A 15,437-nucleotide genomic window follows, 5' to 3' on the forward strand; every position below is an offset into this window, starting at 1 on the left:
AGATTAAAATTTTCTACTCGAAGCGCAGTGCTTCCATCGGTTCCAGACGAGACGCCTTTCTTGCCGGATAGAAGCCGAAAAACACGCCTACGGCAGCAGCAAAACCCACTGCCAGCACAATTGCTGCGGGTGCGAAGCGCACCGGCCAGTCGGTGAAATAGGCGATGCCGGTGGCGGCAAGTATGCCAAGCCCAACACCGATCAGGCCGCCAATCGCCGCCAGGGTCACGGCTTCGATCAGGAATTGCGCCAGGATATCGCGTCTGCGGGCGCCCACGGCCATGCGCAAGCCGATCTCGCGGGTCCGCTCGGTCACGCTGACCAGCATGATATTCATGATGCCGATACCGCCCACCACCAGCGATACCGAAGCCACTGCCGCCAGCAGCAGAGCCATCACGCGCTGCGCCGCCTGCTGCGTTTCCAGCACTTCGGAAAGATTGCGCAGCCAGAAATCGTCATCCTGGTTGGGACCGAGGCGATGGCGCTGGCGCAGTAGGTCGCGGATCTGGCTTTCGGCTTCCGCCATATCGGCGCCGTCACGGATCTTGACCGAAATAGCCACCACGGCACGCTGCCGCGCCTGCTGACCGCCGAGCAGTCTTTTGCGCGCGGTGCTGATCGGCACCAGGATCGCATCATCCTGATCCTGGCCCTGCATGCTCTGGCCCTTTTTGGCCAGCACGCCGATCACGGTAAACGGCACCTTGCGTACCCGGATGGTTTGATCCAGCGGATCGGCGTCGCCGAACAGATTGTTGGCCACTGTCTGGCCAATCAGCACCACCTTGGCGGCCGCATCTACATCTTCCTGGGCGATGGCGCGACCTTGCTGCAAATCCCAGTCCCGCACTTCCAGGTAATCCGGGGTGATACCATACAAAACCGTGCCCCAATTTAGATTGCCAAACACGGTCTGCACCGTACCGCGCGTGACCGGCGCGGTAGCCTGCACCAGATCCACTTCGCGGGCGATGGCATAACCATCATCCTCGGTGATGGTGAGTTGCGAGCCAAAGCCGAGGCGTGCGCCGCCCTGGGTGATGGCGCCGGACAGGATGATGATCAGATTCGAGCCCAGGCTGCGGATCTGCTCGCGCACCCGTTCCTGTGCCCCTTCACCCACCGCAACCATGGTAATCACCGCAGCCACGCCGATGACAATCCCCAGCATGGTGAGGCCGCTGCGCAGCATGTTGACGCGCAAGGCGCGCAGGGCCACTGCCAGGCTGGCGAGCGTGTTCATGCCACAGGCTCCGGCAATGCCGCCAGTTCCGCCACAGCATCGCGTGGTCTTTCCACGATGCTATCCTGCACCAGCCGGCCATCACGGAACAGCAGCCGGCGGCGCGCATAGGCGGCGATATCCGGCTCATGCGTCACCACCACGATGGTGATGCCACGGGCATTGAGCGCCTGGAACAGCGCCATGATCTCCACCGAAGTGCGGCTGTCGAGCGCCCCGGTCGGCTCATCGGCCAGCAACAGGGCCGGATTGTTGACCAGGGCGCGAGCGATGGCGACACGCTGTTGCTGGCCGCCAGAAAGCTGCGCCGGCTGATGGTCGGCGCGCTGCGACAAACCAACTTCCGCCAGCCTTTGCGCGGCGAGGGCGTGCCGCTGCGCTGTGGGCAGCGCCACGCGGTGCCGGTAGAGCAGGGGTAAAGCCACATTGTCGAGCGCCGTGGTGCGCGGCAGCAGATTGAAATTCTGGAACACAAAACCAAGCAGACGGTTGCGCAGATCGGCCCGCGCATCGTCGTTCAAACCGGCAACATCCTGGCCGTCCAGCCGGTAGCTGCCGCCGCTTGGTGAATCCAGGCAGCCAATCATGTTCATGAAAGTGGATTTACCCGAGCCGGAAGGCCCCATCACGGCAACAAAATCGCCGCGCGAAATACTGATGTCGATGCCGGCCAGGGCAACCACACGGTTGTCGCCAAGCTGGAACTCCTTGCGCAGGTCGTGGGTTTCGATCAGGGCATTCATGTCTGCGCCGGCCTCAGAACCGCAGCCTAGGTGCGTTGCTGCCGCTGGCGGGCGCTGTGGTTGCGGCACCCTGCAAGCCGACCACCACTTCGTCGCCTTCCTTCAGCGGCCCGCTCAGAATTTCGGTATAGCTGCCATCACTGATGCCAATGCGCAGTGGCAGGGGTAACAGCGCCAAATTTTGGCTGCGATAGGCTCGTGCCTCGCTGCCGCCCGTGGCAATCCCGCCACCGGCCGGCGCCATCGCCTGATAGCGCTGGCGTTGTTCCGGGGTGAGCAGGGCAGCAATACGGGTGCGGTTCTCGGCGCGCAGCCGGTCGATGGCCTGGCGCCGCTGGGCATCGCTCAAATCGCTGCCAAGCGCCGCGATACGGCTGCGCAGATCGGCGAAAGCGGCATCCAGTGCCTGGGCCTGGCTGTCGGAAAGGCTGAGATCGCGCACCAGCCGATCACGCAATGCCTGAATATTGCCGGCTGGGGTTTGAGGTTGCGCGGCTTGTGCCACCGCATTGCTGCCATCGGCATTCTGGATCGCCGCGCCGGAAGGAGCGCGGAAACGGAGGGCGGCATTCGGCAATTTGAGCACGTTGCCGCGTTGCTCCACCACGATCCGCACATTGGCCGTCATACCCGGCAGCAGCTTGAGATCGGGATTGTCGGCAGCGATTACCACGGTGTAGGTCACAACATTCTGCACCACCTGTGGCGACTTCCGAATTTGCCGGATACTACCTTCAAAATTGCGCCCGGGCAGGCTGTCCACGGTGAAACTGGCAGCCATGGTTTCGACCAGGCGGCCAATATCGGCCTCGTCAACGCTGGTTTCGACCTGCATCTTGGTAAGTGTCTCGGCAATGGTGAACAGCACCGGCGCCTGCAGGCTGGCGGCAACGGTCTGTCCGGCATCCACATTGCGCAGGATCACCACGCCATTCACCGGCGAGCGGATGAAACTGCGATCCAGATCAATGCGAGCCTGCCGCAAGGCAGCCTCACGCTGTTTCACTACCGCTATCGCGTTGGCCAGTTGTGCTTCTGCCATGCTGGCCGAGGCACGGGCGCCGAGCAGTTGCGCCTGGGCACCGAGGGCGTTGGCTTCCTGGCGATCCTTGTCGGCGGCTGAGCCGACGCCGCGTTCGGCCAGATCGCGCTTGCGATTATATTCACGTTCGGCATCCAACCGGGTGATATCGGCGCGCTGGGTGTCTGTGCGGGCGCGTTCCAGGCTGGCGCGCTGCATCAGCACAGCGGCCTGGGCCACTTCCAGCTCGGCAGCAGCCTGTGCAACGCGGGCCTCGAAAGACTCGGGGTCGATGCGGGCAATCACCTGGCCGGCGCTTACCTCGGCATTGAAATCCGCCAATACTTCCTTGACCAGTCCGGAAACCTGGCTGCCAACCTGTATCTGCGTGACCGGCGCCAGGGTGCCGGAGGCAGAGACTGTACTGATCAGGGCGCCACGCTCCACCTTGGCGGTGCGATAGCGCGGGCCATCGGCGGGGGCGAGATATTGCCACCACAGCTGGTAACCACCGCCTGCCAAGCCTATCAGCAATACGAGCAGGAATAGCCGGCGCATCAGGCCGGCAGTGGATTTGGTGGCTTGGCGCTCGGACATTTCGGCCCGTTATGCTTGTGATCCCATTCCCTTATAACACGGCTGATTTCCAGAATCCTGCGCCGCCGGTGGGCGTTAAACACTGGCGGGGCGGCCAGCCTCTGGCTATGCTCCGCGCTGAAACAGCTTAATTGCCAGTTGATCCAGTACCCTAAGGGAGAAACCAGCGCCATGAAGGGCAAGTCCAAGAAAGCCGCCGCGCCGAAGCAGGCGGTTGCTAAGAAAGCCGCGTCTGTGAAGCAGGCTGCCGCCAAGCCGGCGAAGAAGGCTGCCGCCAAGCCGGCGAAGAAGGCTGCCGCCAAGGGCGGTTTTGACAAATCCAAGCTGCCCAGCCGCTATGTCAGTGTTGGCCCGGAAAAGGCGCCGCATCGCAGCTTCTACTATGCGATGGGCCTGGAAGAGAAAGAAATCTACCAGCCCCTGGTGGGCGTGGTCACTACCTGGAACGAATCCGCGCCCTGCAACATCTCGCTGTCGCGCCAGGCCCAGAAGGCCAAGCTGGGCGTGAAGCAGGCCGGCGGCACGCCGCGTGAATTCACCACCATCACCGTGACCGATGCCATCGCCATGGGCCACCAGGGCATGAAAGCTTCGCTGGTCAGCCGCGAAGTGATCGCCGATTCCGTGGAACTGAGCGTGCGCGGCCATTGCTACGACGCGCTGGTGGGCTTTGCCGGCTGCGACAAGTCGCTGCCCGGCCTGATGATGTCGATGGTGCGGCTCAATGTGCCGTCGGTTTTTGTCTATGGCGGCTCGATCCTGCCTGGCCGCTTCAAGAACCGCGATGTCACCATCGTCGACGTGTTCGAGGCCGTGGGCCAGGTTGCCGCCGGCTCGATGAGCGAAGCCGAATTGCATGAACTGGAATGCGTTGCCTGCCCCTCGGCCGGCTCCTGCGGCGGCCAGTTCACCGCCAATACCATGGCCTGCGTTTCGGAAGCCATCGGCTTGGCTTTGCCCGGTTCGTCCGGCGCCCCGGCGCCCTATGAAGGCCGCGATGATTACGCCCTGGCCTCGGGCAAGGCGGTGATGGAGCTGATCCGCCTGAACCTGCGCCCGCGTGACATTGTTACCCGCAAGGCGCTGGAAAATGCCGCCATGATCGTTGCTGCCACCGGCGGCAGCACCAATGCCGGCCTGCATCTGCCGGCCATCGCCAATGAATGTGGCATCAAGTTTGATCTTGAGGATGTCGCCAATATCATGAAGCGCACGCCGTATATCGCCGACCTCAAGCCGGGCGGGAAATACGTCGCTAAGGATCTTTACGAGGTTGGTGGTGTGCAGGTGATCATGAAGCAGCTGCTGGATGGCGGCTATCTGCATGGTGACTGCATCACCGTGACCGGCAAGACCATTGCCGAGAATCTCAAGAACATAAAATTCCCGAAGAACCAGGATGTGATCCGCCCAATCACCAATCCGCTCAGCCCGACCGGCGGCGTGGTTGGCCTCAAGGGCAACCTGGCGCCGGAAGCCGCCATCGTGAAGGTGGCCGGCCTGAAGAAGCTGAAGCATGTCGGCCCGGCCCGCGTGTTCGATTGCGAAGAAGATGCCTTCGCGGCGGTGCAGGCCAAGAAGTACAAGGAAGGCGATGTCATCGTCATCCGCTATGAAGGCCCCAAGGGCGGTCCCGGCATGCGCGAAATGCTCGCCACCACCGGCGCCATTTATGGCCAGGGCATGGGCGAGAAGGTGGCCCTGATCACCGATGGCCGTTTCTCCGGTGGCACCCGCGGCTTCTGCGTCGGCCATGTCGGCCCGGAAGCGGCGGTTGGCGGCCCGATCGCGCTGATCAAGAATGGTGACATCATCACCATCGATGCCGAAAAGGGCATTCTCAGCGTCAACGTCTCGGCCAAGGAATTCGCCGAGCGGCGCAAGAAGTGGAAGCCGCGCAAGCATGAATTCCAGTCCGGCACGATCTGGAAATATGCCCAGACCGTTTCCACCGCTGCCCATGGTGCGGTGACGCATCCGGGCGCCGCTAAGGAAACGCACGTCTACGCCGATATCTGAGCCGTTACCGGCTTTTTAGCGAAAAGGGCGCCCATAAGGCGCCCTTTTTTTGTTGCAACCTGCGGGCGCGGCTTCGCATAATCGTTTGTCTGCCAACGATCCGATAACAGGACGCGCCGCCCCATGACCAAGCTGCCCTACACGGTTGCCATTGCCGGCTTTCAGCATGAGACCAACACTTTCGCGCCGCAGAAGGCCGAGTTGCACAAATTTGTTGAAGGCGAGGGCTGGCCGGCGCTGACCCTGGGCAAGGATATCCTTGACGTGTTCCCGCCAGCCAATATTCCGATTGGCGGCTTCATCAATGCTGCCACCAATCTGGGCATGATGCTGGAACCGATTGCCTGGGCGGCGGCGCAGCCATCCTCCTATGTCACGGTGGAAGCCTTTGAATATGTCGCCAAGCTGATCTGCGATGGTATCGCGGCGTTGCGCGGCCGCATCGATGCGGTCTATCTCGACCTGCATGGCGCCATGGTGACCGAGCATTTTGAAGATGGCGAGGGCGAATTGCTGCGCCGGGTGCGCGCGCTGGTCGGGCCGGACATGCCCATCGTCGCCAGCCTGGACCTGCATTGCAACATGACCGAGCAGATGCTGGCTCAGGCCGATGTGCTGATCGCTTATCGCACCTATCCGCATCTTGATATGGCCGTCACCGGCGGCCGGGTGGCGAAGCATCTGGCCAAGCTGCTGAACCGCGAACGGCCGCGCCAGGCCAAGGCGATGCGCCGGCTGCCTTTCCTGATCCCGCTAACCGCGCAATGCACTTTCATCGAACCCTGCAAGAGCATTTACGAGCGCATTGAGGAAATGGAGTTCGGCGGCGTGTCGTCGATGAGTTTCACGCCCGGCTTCCACCCCGCTGATATCCGCGAATGCGGTCCGGCGGTATTTGCCTATGCCGATAGCCAGGAAGCTGCAGACAAGGCCGCCGACAGCCTGGCGCGCCACATTTCCGAACGCGAGAATGAATTTGCCACCCGGCTGCTGAAGCCAACGGAAGCCATCGAGGAAGCGCGCAAGCTGATTACCGGCGGCGCCAAGAAACCCATCGTGCTGGCCGATGTGCAGGACAATCCCGGCGCTGGTGCCACCTGTGACACCACCGGGCTGTTGCAGGCGATGGTGGAAGCCGGCGTGCCGGATGCTGCTTTGTGCTTGATGTTTGATCCGGAAGCGGCACTGATCGCGCATCAGGCCGGAGAGGGCAGTGAAATTGAGATTCCGCTCGGCGGCAAGCTGTTCGCCGGCTCGCCGCCCTATCGCCAGCGTTTCACCGTGGCCAAGACCGGCGATGGCCGCTTTCTCTGCACCGGGCCATTTTATGGCGGCACGCGGATGAATCTGGGGCCGATGGCTTTGCTGCGCTGCAATGGTGTGGATACCGTGGTGTCATCCACCCGGGTGCAGGCGGCCGACAAGGAAATGTATCGCCATCTCGGCATCGAGCCGGTCAAGCGCCAGATTCTCGGCCTGAAAAGCACCGTGCATTTCCGCGGCGATTTCACCGATATCGCGCATGAAATCCTGATCGTGGAAAGCCCCGGCGCCTTCATCGAACGCGCCGAGACACTGCCCTACAAGCGTTTGCGCAGCGGCATCCGGCTCAAGCCGCTCGGGCCGGTGCATAAGGGCTGAGATTATTGCGGCTGGCGCAGCTCGATCAGCGTGCCATGGCTGCGGCTGGCATCCAGCACCAGCACGTGATGGCCGTCGCCTTCCACACGCGGCTCGCGTGAGCCGATGATGCTGGCGCCCTGGGCTTCCAGCGCCGTGGCGGCGGCCAGCACATCGGCCACTTCATAGGCGATGTGGTAAACCCCGCCAGCGGGGTGCTGCTCCAGGTAACGCGCTGCCGTGCTGGTGGTCGTGGTGGGCTGCACCAGCTCCAGCCGGGCGCCGCCCAGTTCCACATAAGCCAGCCGGTAGGCGAGGCCCGGAATGGTGAATTCCGGGCCGACGCTGGCGCCGGGCAGCCTGGCATATTGCGCCATCGCGGCATCGAGATCGGGTATTGCCAAGCCGATATGGTGCAGCCTGCCGATTGCCGTATCCGATGCCGCGCCCATGGTCACACCCGTTCGATGATGGTGGCGATTCCCTGGCCCACGCCGATGCACATGGTGCACAGCGCATAGCGCCCACCGGTGCGCTCAAGCTGGTTCAGCGCCGTGGTGATCAGGCGGGCGCCGCTCATGCCGAGCGGATGGCCAAGCGCGATGGCGCCGCCATTCGGGTTCACATAGATGGCGTCATCGGGCAGGTTGAGACCGCGCAGCACGGCCAGGGCCTGGGCGGCAAAAGCCTCGTTCAACTCGATCACATCCATGTCGCGGATGCTGAGGCCGGCAATTGCCAGCGCCTTCTCGGTTGCCGGCACCGGGCCATAGCCCATGATGCGCGGCGCCACGCCGGCCACCGCCGTGGCGATGATGCGGCCACGCGGGGTCAGGCCATGGCGGCGGGCGGCATTGTCGGAAGCCAGCAGGATGGCGCAGGCGCCGTCATTCACGCCGGAAGCATTGCCGGCGGTGACCGTGCCGCCCTGGCGGAACGGCGTCGGCAGCTTGGCCAGCGCCTCGATCGTGGTGTCGCGCGGATGTTCGTCGCGGTCCACCACCACCGGATCGCCCTTGCGGCTCGGGATCGTCACCGGGGTGATCTCGGCTTCGAACAGGCCCAGCCGCTGGGCATTCAGGGCGCGCTGCTGGCTGCGCAGCGCAAAGGCATCCTGATCGGCGCGGTTGATCTGGAACTGCTCGGCCACGTTCTCGGCGGTTTCCGGCATTGAATCAACGCCATATTTCTGCTTCATCAGCTTGTTGACGAAGCGCCAGCCGATGGTGGTGTCGTAGATTTCCGTGGTGCGCGAGAAGGCACTTTCGGCCTTGGCCATCACGAAGGGGGCGCGGCTCATGCTTTCCACGCCGCCGGCAATGCACAGATCGGCCTCGCCAGTGCGGATGGCGCGGGCGGCGGCCGAGGTGGCCTCGATGCCCGAACCGCAGAGCCGGTTCACCGTGGCGCCAGGAATGCTCTCAGGCAGGCCCGACAGCAAGGCCGACATGCGCGCCACGTTGCGATTATCCTCGCCGGCCTGATTGGCGCAGCCATAGATCACATCGTCAATCTGGCTCCAATCCACACTCGGATTGCGCTGCATCAGCGCCTTGATCGGAATGGCGCCAAGATCGTCAGCCCGCACCGGGCTGAGCGCGCCGCCATAGCGGCCGATGGGCGTACGGATCGCGTCGCAGATAAAAGCTTCTGTCATTTTTCTCTCCCTAAGGTCTGGTTGACAGTTGCGGAAATGAATCGTTCAGGCAGCAAGCGGCGGCGTGCGCGCCAGCACGGCCGAGAACAGCGCGGCATCAACATTGCCGCCCGAGGCCACCGCCACCACGGTCTTGCCGCGGATCAACTCGCGCCGATGCAGCAGGGCGGCCAGGGCGGCAGCGCCCCCCGGCTCGATCACCAGCTTGAGATAATGGAAGGCGGTGGCCATCGCCACTTCCACCTCGGCATCGGTGGCGGTGATGCCGCCCTTGAGCAGGCGGCGCATAACGGCAAAGGTGATGTCGCCCGGGGTCGGCGCCATCAGCGCGTCGCAGAAGCTGGGCGGCGCATCAGCGGCTACTTTCTGCTTGCTGCCGCTGGCCAGCGAACGGGTGATGTCGTCAAAATCCGCCGGCTCGCCGGCAAAGACCTGACAGTTCGGATGGCGGGTTGCCATCACCAGGGCGATGCCGGAAATCAGCCCGCCGCCGGAGGAGCCGGCAGTGATGATATCCGGCTTCAGGCCACGCTCGGCCAGTTGCGCATCCACTTCCAGGCCCACAGTGCCCTGGCCGCAAATGATATGTGGATCATCAAAGGGCGGCACCAGGATCATGCCGCGCTCCTGCTGGTATTTCACCGCAATGGCCTCGCGGCTTTCTTTCCAGCGATCATACAGCACAACCTCGGCGCCATAAGCGCGGGTATTCGCCACCTTGATCTCAGGTGCATCCGAAGGCATCACGATCACCGCCGGGGTGCCGCACAGCTTGGCGGCATAGGCGACGCCCTGAGCATGATTGCCGGAGGAAAACGCCACCACGCCGCGCTGGCGTTGTTCGGAATTCAGGCGGCTGAGCCGGTTATAGGCGCCACGAAACTTGAACGAGCCGGTCAGTTGCAGCGGCTCGGCCTTAACCAGCAGGCGGCAGCCGAGAATGTCGTTGAGCAGGGGGCTTTCGCAAAGCGGGGTGGGCAGGGCCACGCCACGCAATTGCTTCGCCGCATCCTCCACATCCGCAAGGGTGGGCAGCGGCGGCAGGTTGGCGGGCGCGTTCATGGCTTCCTCTTTTTTTGCTCTAAAATCTGTATTCAGTCGCCCAGCGCCACGCCTTCGCGGCGTGGATCGGCGCCTCCGGCCCATTGCCCGGCGCCGGCCCCGGTGCGGCGCCAGATTACATGCAGGCCGCTGGTCATTTCCAGGCTTTGGCTGCGATGACCAAGCCGCCCCAAGCCCTCGGCCCAGGCCGGATCGGCGCCGTGTTCGATCTCGGTCGGGCCGTTGCGACTGCCGATATGCGGCAGCGCCACTGCTGCCTGCGGCCCCAGGCCCTTATCGAGCAGCAGCAGCAGGCTTTGCGCCACATAGCCGATGATCTGGCTGCCACCGGGCGAGCCGAGCACACCTAGCAACGCGCCTTGCGGGTCAAAGACCAGGAACGGCGCCATCGAGGAACGCGGCCGTTTGCCGGCCTCGACCCGATTGGCCACCGGCCGGCCATCCTGGCTGGGCAGGAAGGAAAAATCGGTAAGCTGATTATTGAGCAGGAAACCGCCCACCAGCAGGCGGGCGCCGAAGGCATCCTCGATGGTGGTGGTCATGCTTACGGCATTACCCCAGGCATCAACGATGGAAACATGGCTGGTGCCGGGGGGGCCGTCATGCGGCCATAAGCCTGGGCGCTGGCCGCGCCGGCCGGGTGGCTCGCCGGGCTGGGCGATGCCCAAACTGGCATCCATACGCACCAGCTTGGCGCGGTCCGTCAGATAGCCGGGATCAAGCAGGCCGGCCAGTGGCACCGGCACGAAGTCGCTATCCGCGAGATAGAGATTGCGATCAGCAAAGGCCAGCCGGCTGGCTTCCACCAGCCGATGCAGGTCGGCGATTGCAAGCCCGGGCGCCGGGCTGGGATCAAGCTGTTCGATCAGCTTGAGGATTTGCAGCACTGCCACGCCGCCCGAGCTGGGTGGCCCGAAGCCGCAGAGTTTAAAAAGCCGGAAGCTGCCGCAGAGCGGCGCACGTGGCTTGGCTTGATAATTGGCCAGGTCGGCGGCGGTCATGTCGCTGCCGCGTGCCGCCAGCGCCGCCAGCATGGCTTCCGCCAGCGGGCCATGTTGCAAGGCGGCGGCGCCATCATTTGCCAAATGACGCAGGCTGGCCGCCAGGGCCGGGTTACGCAACACGGTGCCGGCTTTCAGCGGCTCACCGCCGGGATAATAGAGCGCGGCGGCTGCCGGTTCCTGGCGTAGACGCTGCTCACGCGCCAGCAGGCCGGCCAGGCGAGGTGTTACGGTGAAGCCCTGTTCCGCAGCGGTTATGGCAGGCGCCGGCAGGCTGGCCCAGGGCAGTTTGCCATGCGCCTGATGCGCCAGATGCAGCGCGGCAACCGCGCCCGGCACACCAGTGGATAATCCGCTTGGTACCGCCTCGCGGAACGGCAACGGCGTGCCATCCGGTTTCAGGAAACGCTCCGGTCTGGCGGCGGCCGGCGCCATCTCGCGCCCGTCATAGGCGTGGATTTGTTTATTTGCATTGTCCCAATAGAGCAACAATGCGCCGCCGCCGATGCCGGAGGATTGCGGCTCCACCAGGGTCAGCATCATCTGCACTGCCACGGCGGCGTCCAAAGCCGTGCCGCCCTGGCGCAGCATCGCCAGCCCGGCTTCGGCGGCCAGCGGATGCGCCGCCACCACCATCTGGCGCGTCGCCAGGGCTTCGGCCTTATCCTGCCTGCCGGTGCTCGCTTCCGGCGCCGGCTGCGCCCAGGTTGGCAGAACCCTGGCTGGCAACACCAGGATCAGCAGCAGGAAAGCCGGCAGCCAGCGCGGCATTACAGGCCGAGCAAAGCCGGCACCTCGGCCAGCGAGCGCAGTTCATGATCCGGCGGGCAGGGCAGGCCTTCGGCCGGCTGGCCGGCACGATTGATCCATAATACGCGGAAGCCGGCGAGCTTGGCGCCATGGGCATCCCAGCCATTCGAGGAATGGAATGCCACTTCCTCGGGGCGCAGGCCCAGACTGTCAGTCACCAGCCGGTAGACGCGTGGATCGGGCTTGTAAATGCCGGCCTGTTCCACCGACAACACACAATCCAGCAGGTCGGTTATGCCAGCGCTGGCGCAGGCGGCCTGCAACATGGCCGGTGAGCCATTTGACAGAATCCCCGTGGTCAGCCCGCCAGCTTTCAGCCGACGCAGCAGATCCGGTGCTTCCGGATAGGCTTCCAGATGCAGATAAAGCTGCATCAGGCGGTCGCGCAGCCCGTCGCGGTTGGCAACACCATGGGCGGCCATGGCAAAATCCAGCGCCGCGCCGGTCACCTGCCAGAAATCAGCATGCTGGCCCATCAGGCTGCGCAGCCAGGTGTAGCTGAGCTGCTTGCTGCGCCAGCTATCGGAGAAAGATGCCCAGCCGGGGCCAATTTCGGCACTGAGCCTGCGCGCGGCGGCATTCACATCGAACAGGGTGCCATAAGCATCAAAGATGCAGGCCCGGATCGCCATCGGTTCAGCAGCTTGTGCTGGCGCAAGCCTTGCGCGGCATGCCACGCAGATCGGCTTGCAGGCGGTCGGCCGTGGGCGAGGCGCCTTTCAGCAGGGCGCGGTAGACCTGGGCTGATTCCAGCACGCGCTGCACATAATTGCGCGTTTCGGAAAACGGGATCAGCTCGATCCAGTCCACAGCATCAACGCTTTCATAACGCGGATCGCCCCAATCCTTGATCCATTTGCGTGCCCGCGCTTCGCCGGCATTGTAGCTGGCCAGGGCCAGGATGTAATTGTGGTCCCAGTTGCGCAGCAGGCCATCCAGGTAATGGCTGCCCAGGCGCACATTGTAATGCGCGTCATCGGTCAGCTTGGCCGGGGAATAGGCCTGCTTCACTTCCTTCGCCACGCCCTTGGCGGTGGCCGGCATCAGTTGCATCAGGCCGCGCGCCCCCACTGGCGAAACGGCATATTGATTAAATTCGCTTTCCTGCCGCGCCACGGCCAGCACCAGGGCGGTTTCCGGCGTATTGGTCTGCGCCATCGGCTCCACCAGCGGGAAAGCTTCACGCACCAGGCTGATACCAGCGTAGCGCGCTGAGCGTTTGGTGGCGGCCACGGCAAGATCGACCCGGTTCAGCATGCGCGCCAGCCGGGCGGCAAGCTGGTGATCGGCCGGGGTTTCAGCGGTGTGGGCCAGCCGCAGGATGAACGGCCTCAGCCGGGCTTCCTGGCCCAGTTCCATCAGGATTTTGGCGGCGCGCACCACTTCGCGCTTGTCGAACGCGGCAATGGCAGCCGCGCTCGGCTCGGTTTCTTCAGGCAATTGCAGCCGCGCGTTCGGATCAAGCGCAAAGGCGGCAAGCTGGCCATAGAAGCTGGTGGAATGCCTGGCGGCCTGGGCATACCACAGCTTGGCCTGGGGCTTGTCGTCCAGCACTTCGTGACTGCGGCCGAGCCAGTAGCCGGCCCGCGCCTGGCTCACCGGGGTGCGCACATTGGCCTGCAAGGCAGTGAAGTGTTTCAGCGCAATCCTGGGCTCCTGCAACAGCCGCAGGGCGATCCAGCCGGCCAGCCATTCGGCTTCGGCGAAGCTGGAACCGCCGCTCAGCCCATGATTGGCGGCCAGCCGGTAGGCTTCCGAGATGCGGCCCTCGATCATTGCCTTGCGGGCGCGGTAATGCCGCTCAACCCACCATTTTTCGGCCCGGCCAAGTTCGTCAGGTGCGTTGTAGAGCAGGCTTTCAACGATATCGTCCTTGCCCTCGCGGCGATTCCAGCGCATGCGGTCATAGCTCAGGCCGCCATCCTCACGCAGATGCTGCGGCAGGCCAGCGGCAAGGCGCTCGGCGCCCGGGCTGCGCAAAGCCAGCGCCAGCCGTGCCTCGCCCAGCATACGGGTTTCGGCATCCACGCGCGGCAGCATGCGGCGGGCGGCATCATATTGGCCGTCCCAGAGCAGGCGGTCGAGCCGCAGTGCATTCTCGGCCGAGGTCAGCCGGCTGCCGAATTCACGCCACATCTCGTTTTCATCGCGTAAAGCCAGATTGCCTTCGGTCCAGGCCTTGCGCACCGCTGCCAAGGCTTCGGTGCCACGGCCCTGGCGGTCATAGGCTTCGGCCAGCCGCAGCCAGCCCAGGCCGCTTTCGGGCGGTCGGGCGGCATACCACTGGATAATGCGGGCATCGCCCACGGCTTCGGTGATGACCTCATCAGCGCGGCGCAACAAAGCCTCGCGTGCCGGCCAGTCAGGCGATTTCTCGATGAATTCGGCAATCGCTTCAAACGGCGCGCCGGAATTGGGGGTTTGCAGCCACAGCCAATGCACCAGCCGGCCCACCAGCGGCTCACGGGCGCGGGCGGCAAGTTCACGCGCCTTGTCAAAACGCCCGGCAGCAGCTTCGCGCATCGCCTCGCGGCCCAGCGCCTGGTCATTCTGGCTCAGCAGGATGGCCGGCGCCAAGGCCAGTGCCGGGGCCACAGCCGTGGCGGCTTTTTTTGCGGTTTCGCCGGCAGGCTTTTTGGCTGGCGCTTTGGCCGCTGCCTTTTTGCCCGGCGCGGCGGGCTTGGCGGTGGCCGGCTTCGGCACCGGTTTTGGCACGCTGGCAGTGGCTGGCTTGGGCTTTGCCTTACTGGCGGCCGGGATCGTGGCGGCATGCGCCTCGGCTGCCAGAACCGGGCGATGAGCAACAGCCACAGCGCCCGCAGCAAGCAGGGCGATCAGCAGCAGAGAACGGTTCAATCGACTAAGCATCTTGAGCAGCCTAACATTTTTGGCCGCCCAGAGCAAAATCCGATACACGGCGTCGGTGGCAATTATTTCAGGGCAGGCGCAGCGCCATTTCGCGCCGCACTTCATCGCCAAGGCGCAGGCCCAGCGCCAGCATCACCGCACCCGCGGTTGCATCCAGCCAGCGGGCGCAGGTGGCGTAGCTGCGCCGGGCCATCCCAGTGGAAAGCAGCAGAGCGATCAAGCCGTACCAGAGCATCGATTGCAGCCCGATCAACCCTAGTATGGCAGTATAAAACCAGGTCGGCGGCTGGGCCGGCAGCGCTACGGCGAAAACGCTGGTCCAGAACACCGCCGATTTCGGATTGCTCAATGTGGTGAGCAAGCCGGCCATGAATGGCTGCTGGCCGAGCCGCCCCAGCGCCGGAGCGCCACCCTGCTGCGCCGGCCGCCAAGCATTGCGCAGCAGGCGGAAGCCGACGTAAAGCAGGTAAAGCGTGCCGATCAGACGCAAGAGTCGGTAGAAATCCCCGGCCTGTTGCAGCAGCAATCCGATACCGGCCAGGCTGAGCGCTACCCAAAGCAGCGAAGCCAGCACCACGCCCGCCATGGCCGTAAGCCCGGCGCGGCGAGAAACGGCGGCGGAAAAGTGGCTGACCACCACGGTATTCGGCCCCGGCACCATCGCCATCAGGATATGCATGCCGGCAAGGGCAAGCAGGCTGGGCAGTAAATCCATGGCCGACTCCGAAATATGTTGGGGGCTGCCCTTAGTATCAGCCGGCCGCCATGTGCGGCGCAACATCGGCGCTGGTGG

Annotated in this window: 12 protein-coding genes; 2 read left to right on the forward strand and 10 right to left on the reverse strand. The window is 64.2% G+C overall.

What is annotated here, in order from left to right; genetic code table 11:
* Positions 1–13: 13 nt before the first annotated feature.
* From KBB36_RS08725 to KBB36_RS08735, 3 genes are read right to left on the reverse strand one after another with little or no spacing between them, the layout of a single operon-like run.
* Positions 14–1,246 (reverse strand): ABC transporter permease, encoded by a 1,233-nt coding sequence (locus KBB36_RS08725; RefSeq protein ID WP_290978862.1) that lies wholly within the window; start codon positions 1,244–1,246, stop codon positions 14–16.
* Positions 1,243–1,989: an ABC transporter ATP-binding protein gene (locus KBB36_RS08730; protein WP_290978865.1), complete on the reverse strand. Its 747-nt coding sequence runs from the start codon at positions 1,987–1,989 to the stop codon at positions 1,243–1,245. Before KBB36_RS08730 ends, KBB36_RS08725 begins: the two co-directional genes overlap by 4 nt.
* 13 nt (positions 1,990–2,002) lie before the next feature.
* Positions 2,003–3,607 carry an efflux RND transporter periplasmic adaptor subunit gene (locus tag KBB36_RS08735; RefSeq protein ID WP_290978868.1) on the reverse strand — a complete coding sequence of 535 codons (1,605 nt, stop codon included), beginning with the start codon at positions 3,605–3,607 and terminating at the stop codon, positions 2,003–2,005.
* 171 nt (positions 3,608–3,778) lie between these two features.
* Here KBB36_RS08735 and ilvD point away from each other — a divergent pair, with 171 nt between their 5' ends.
* Positions 3,779–5,626: a dihydroxy-acid dehydratase gene (ilvD, locus tag KBB36_RS08740; protein ID WP_290978871.1), complete on the forward strand. Its 1,848-nt coding sequence runs from the start codon at positions 3,779–3,781 to the stop codon at positions 5,624–5,626.
* Between the two features lie 123 nt (positions 5,627–5,749).
* Positions 5,750–7,267 (forward strand): M81 family metallopeptidase, encoded by a 1,518-nt coding sequence (locus KBB36_RS08745; protein WP_290978874.1) that lies wholly within the window; start codon positions 5,750–5,752, stop codon positions 7,265–7,267.
* Positions 7,268–7,269: 2 nt separating this feature from the next.
* Here the strand turns inward: KBB36_RS08745 and KBB36_RS08750 are convergent, their stop codons facing one another.
* The 7 genes from KBB36_RS08750 to KBB36_RS08780 form a co-directional block, all read right to left on the reverse strand.
* The gene (locus KBB36_RS08750; RefSeq protein ID WP_290978877.1) at positions 7,270–7,698 is read right to left on the reverse strand and encodes a VOC family protein; all 429 of its coding nucleotides are present in this window, start codon (positions 7,696–7,698) and stop codon (positions 7,270–7,272) included.
* Positions 7,699–7,700: 2 nt separating this feature from the next.
* A complete protein-coding gene (gene pcaF / locus KBB36_RS08755) occupies positions 7,701–8,903 on the reverse strand; it encodes a 3-oxoadipyl-CoA thiolase (protein ID WP_290978880.1) in 1,203 nt (400 codons plus the stop codon).
* Between the two features lie 45 nt (positions 8,904–8,948).
* On the reverse strand, positions 8,949–9,965 hold the full coding sequence (locus tag KBB36_RS08760; protein ID WP_290978883.1) for a threonine/serine dehydratase: 1,017 nt from the start codon (positions 9,963–9,965) through the stop codon (positions 8,949–8,951).
* 32 nt (positions 9,966–9,997) lie between these two features.
* Positions 9,998–11,737 (reverse strand): gamma-glutamyltransferase, encoded by a 1,740-nt coding sequence (ggt, locus tag KBB36_RS08765; RefSeq protein WP_290978886.1) that lies wholly within the window; start codon positions 11,735–11,737, stop codon positions 9,998–10,000.
* Positions 11,737–12,408 (reverse strand): haloacid dehalogenase type II, encoded by a 672-nt coding sequence (locus tag KBB36_RS08770; protein WP_290978889.1) that lies wholly within the window; start codon positions 12,406–12,408, stop codon positions 11,737–11,739. Before KBB36_RS08770 ends, ggt begins: the two co-directional genes overlap by 1 nt.
* Positions 12,409–12,412: 4 nt before the next feature.
* Positions 12,413–14,644 (reverse strand): lytic transglycosylase domain-containing protein, encoded by a 2,232-nt coding sequence (locus KBB36_RS08775; RefSeq protein WP_290978892.1) that lies wholly within the window; start codon positions 14,642–14,644, stop codon positions 12,413–12,415.
* 67 nt (positions 14,645–14,711) lie between these two features.
* The gene (locus KBB36_RS08780) at positions 14,712–15,359 is read right to left on the reverse strand and encodes a LysE family translocator (RefSeq protein WP_290978895.1); all 648 of its coding nucleotides are present in this window, start codon (positions 15,357–15,359) and stop codon (positions 14,712–14,714) included.
* Positions 15,360–15,437: the final 78 nt, after the last annotated feature.

This window comes from Ferrovibrio sp., from assembly GCF_017994015.1.
GTDB lineage: Bacteria > Pseudomonadota > Alphaproteobacteria > Ferrovibrionales > Ferrovibrionaceae > Ferrovibrio.

What these genes read in the sequence shown, in the direction of transcription:
- KBB36_RS08725 (WP_290978862.1), bottom strand. Translation starts at nt 1,246, where the DNA reads ATGAACACGCTCGCCAGCCTGGCAGTGGCCCTGCGCGCCTTGCGCGTC.
- KBB36_RS08730 (WP_290978865.1), bottom strand. Translation starts at nt 1,989, where the DNA reads ATGAATGCCCTGATCGAAACCCACGACCTGCGCAAGGAGTTCCAGCTT.
- KBB36_RS08735 (WP_290978868.1), bottom strand. Translation starts at nt 3,607, where the DNA reads ATGTCCGAGCGCCAAGCCACCAAATCCACTGCCGGCCTGATGCGCCGG.
- ilvD (WP_290978871.1), top strand. Translation starts at nt 3,779, where the DNA reads ATGAAGGGCAAGTCCAAGAAAGCCGCCGCGCCGAAGCAGGCGGTTGCT.
- KBB36_RS08745 (WP_290978874.1), top strand. Translation starts at nt 5,750, where the DNA reads ATGACCAAGCTGCCCTACACGGTTGCCATTGCCGGCTTTCAGCATGAG.
- KBB36_RS08750 (WP_290978877.1), bottom strand. Translation starts at nt 7,698, where the DNA reads ATGGGCGCGGCATCGGATACGGCAATCGGCAGGCTGCACCATATCGGC.
- pcaF (WP_290978880.1), bottom strand. Translation starts at nt 8,903, where the DNA reads ATGACAGAAGCTTTTATCTGCGACGCGATCCGTACGCCCATCGGCCGC.
- KBB36_RS08760 (WP_290978883.1), bottom strand. Translation starts at nt 9,965, where the DNA reads ATGAACGCGCCCGCCAACCTGCCGCCGCTGCCCACCCTTGCGGATGTG.
- ggt (WP_290978886.1), bottom strand. Translation starts at nt 11,737, where the DNA reads ATGCCGCGCTGGCTGCCGGCTTTCCTGCTGCTGATCCTGGTGTTGCCA.
- KBB36_RS08770 (WP_290978889.1), bottom strand. Translation starts at nt 12,408, where the DNA reads ATGGCGATCCGGGCCTGCATCTTTGATGCTTATGGCACCCTGTTCGAT.
- KBB36_RS08775 (WP_290978892.1), bottom strand. Translation starts at nt 14,644, where the DNA reads ATGCTTAGTCGATTGAACCGTTCTCTGCTGCTGATCGCCCTGCTTGCT.
- KBB36_RS08780 (WP_290978895.1), bottom strand. Translation starts at nt 15,359, where the DNA reads ATGGATTTACTGCCCAGCCTGCTTGCCCTTGCCGGCATGCATATCCTG.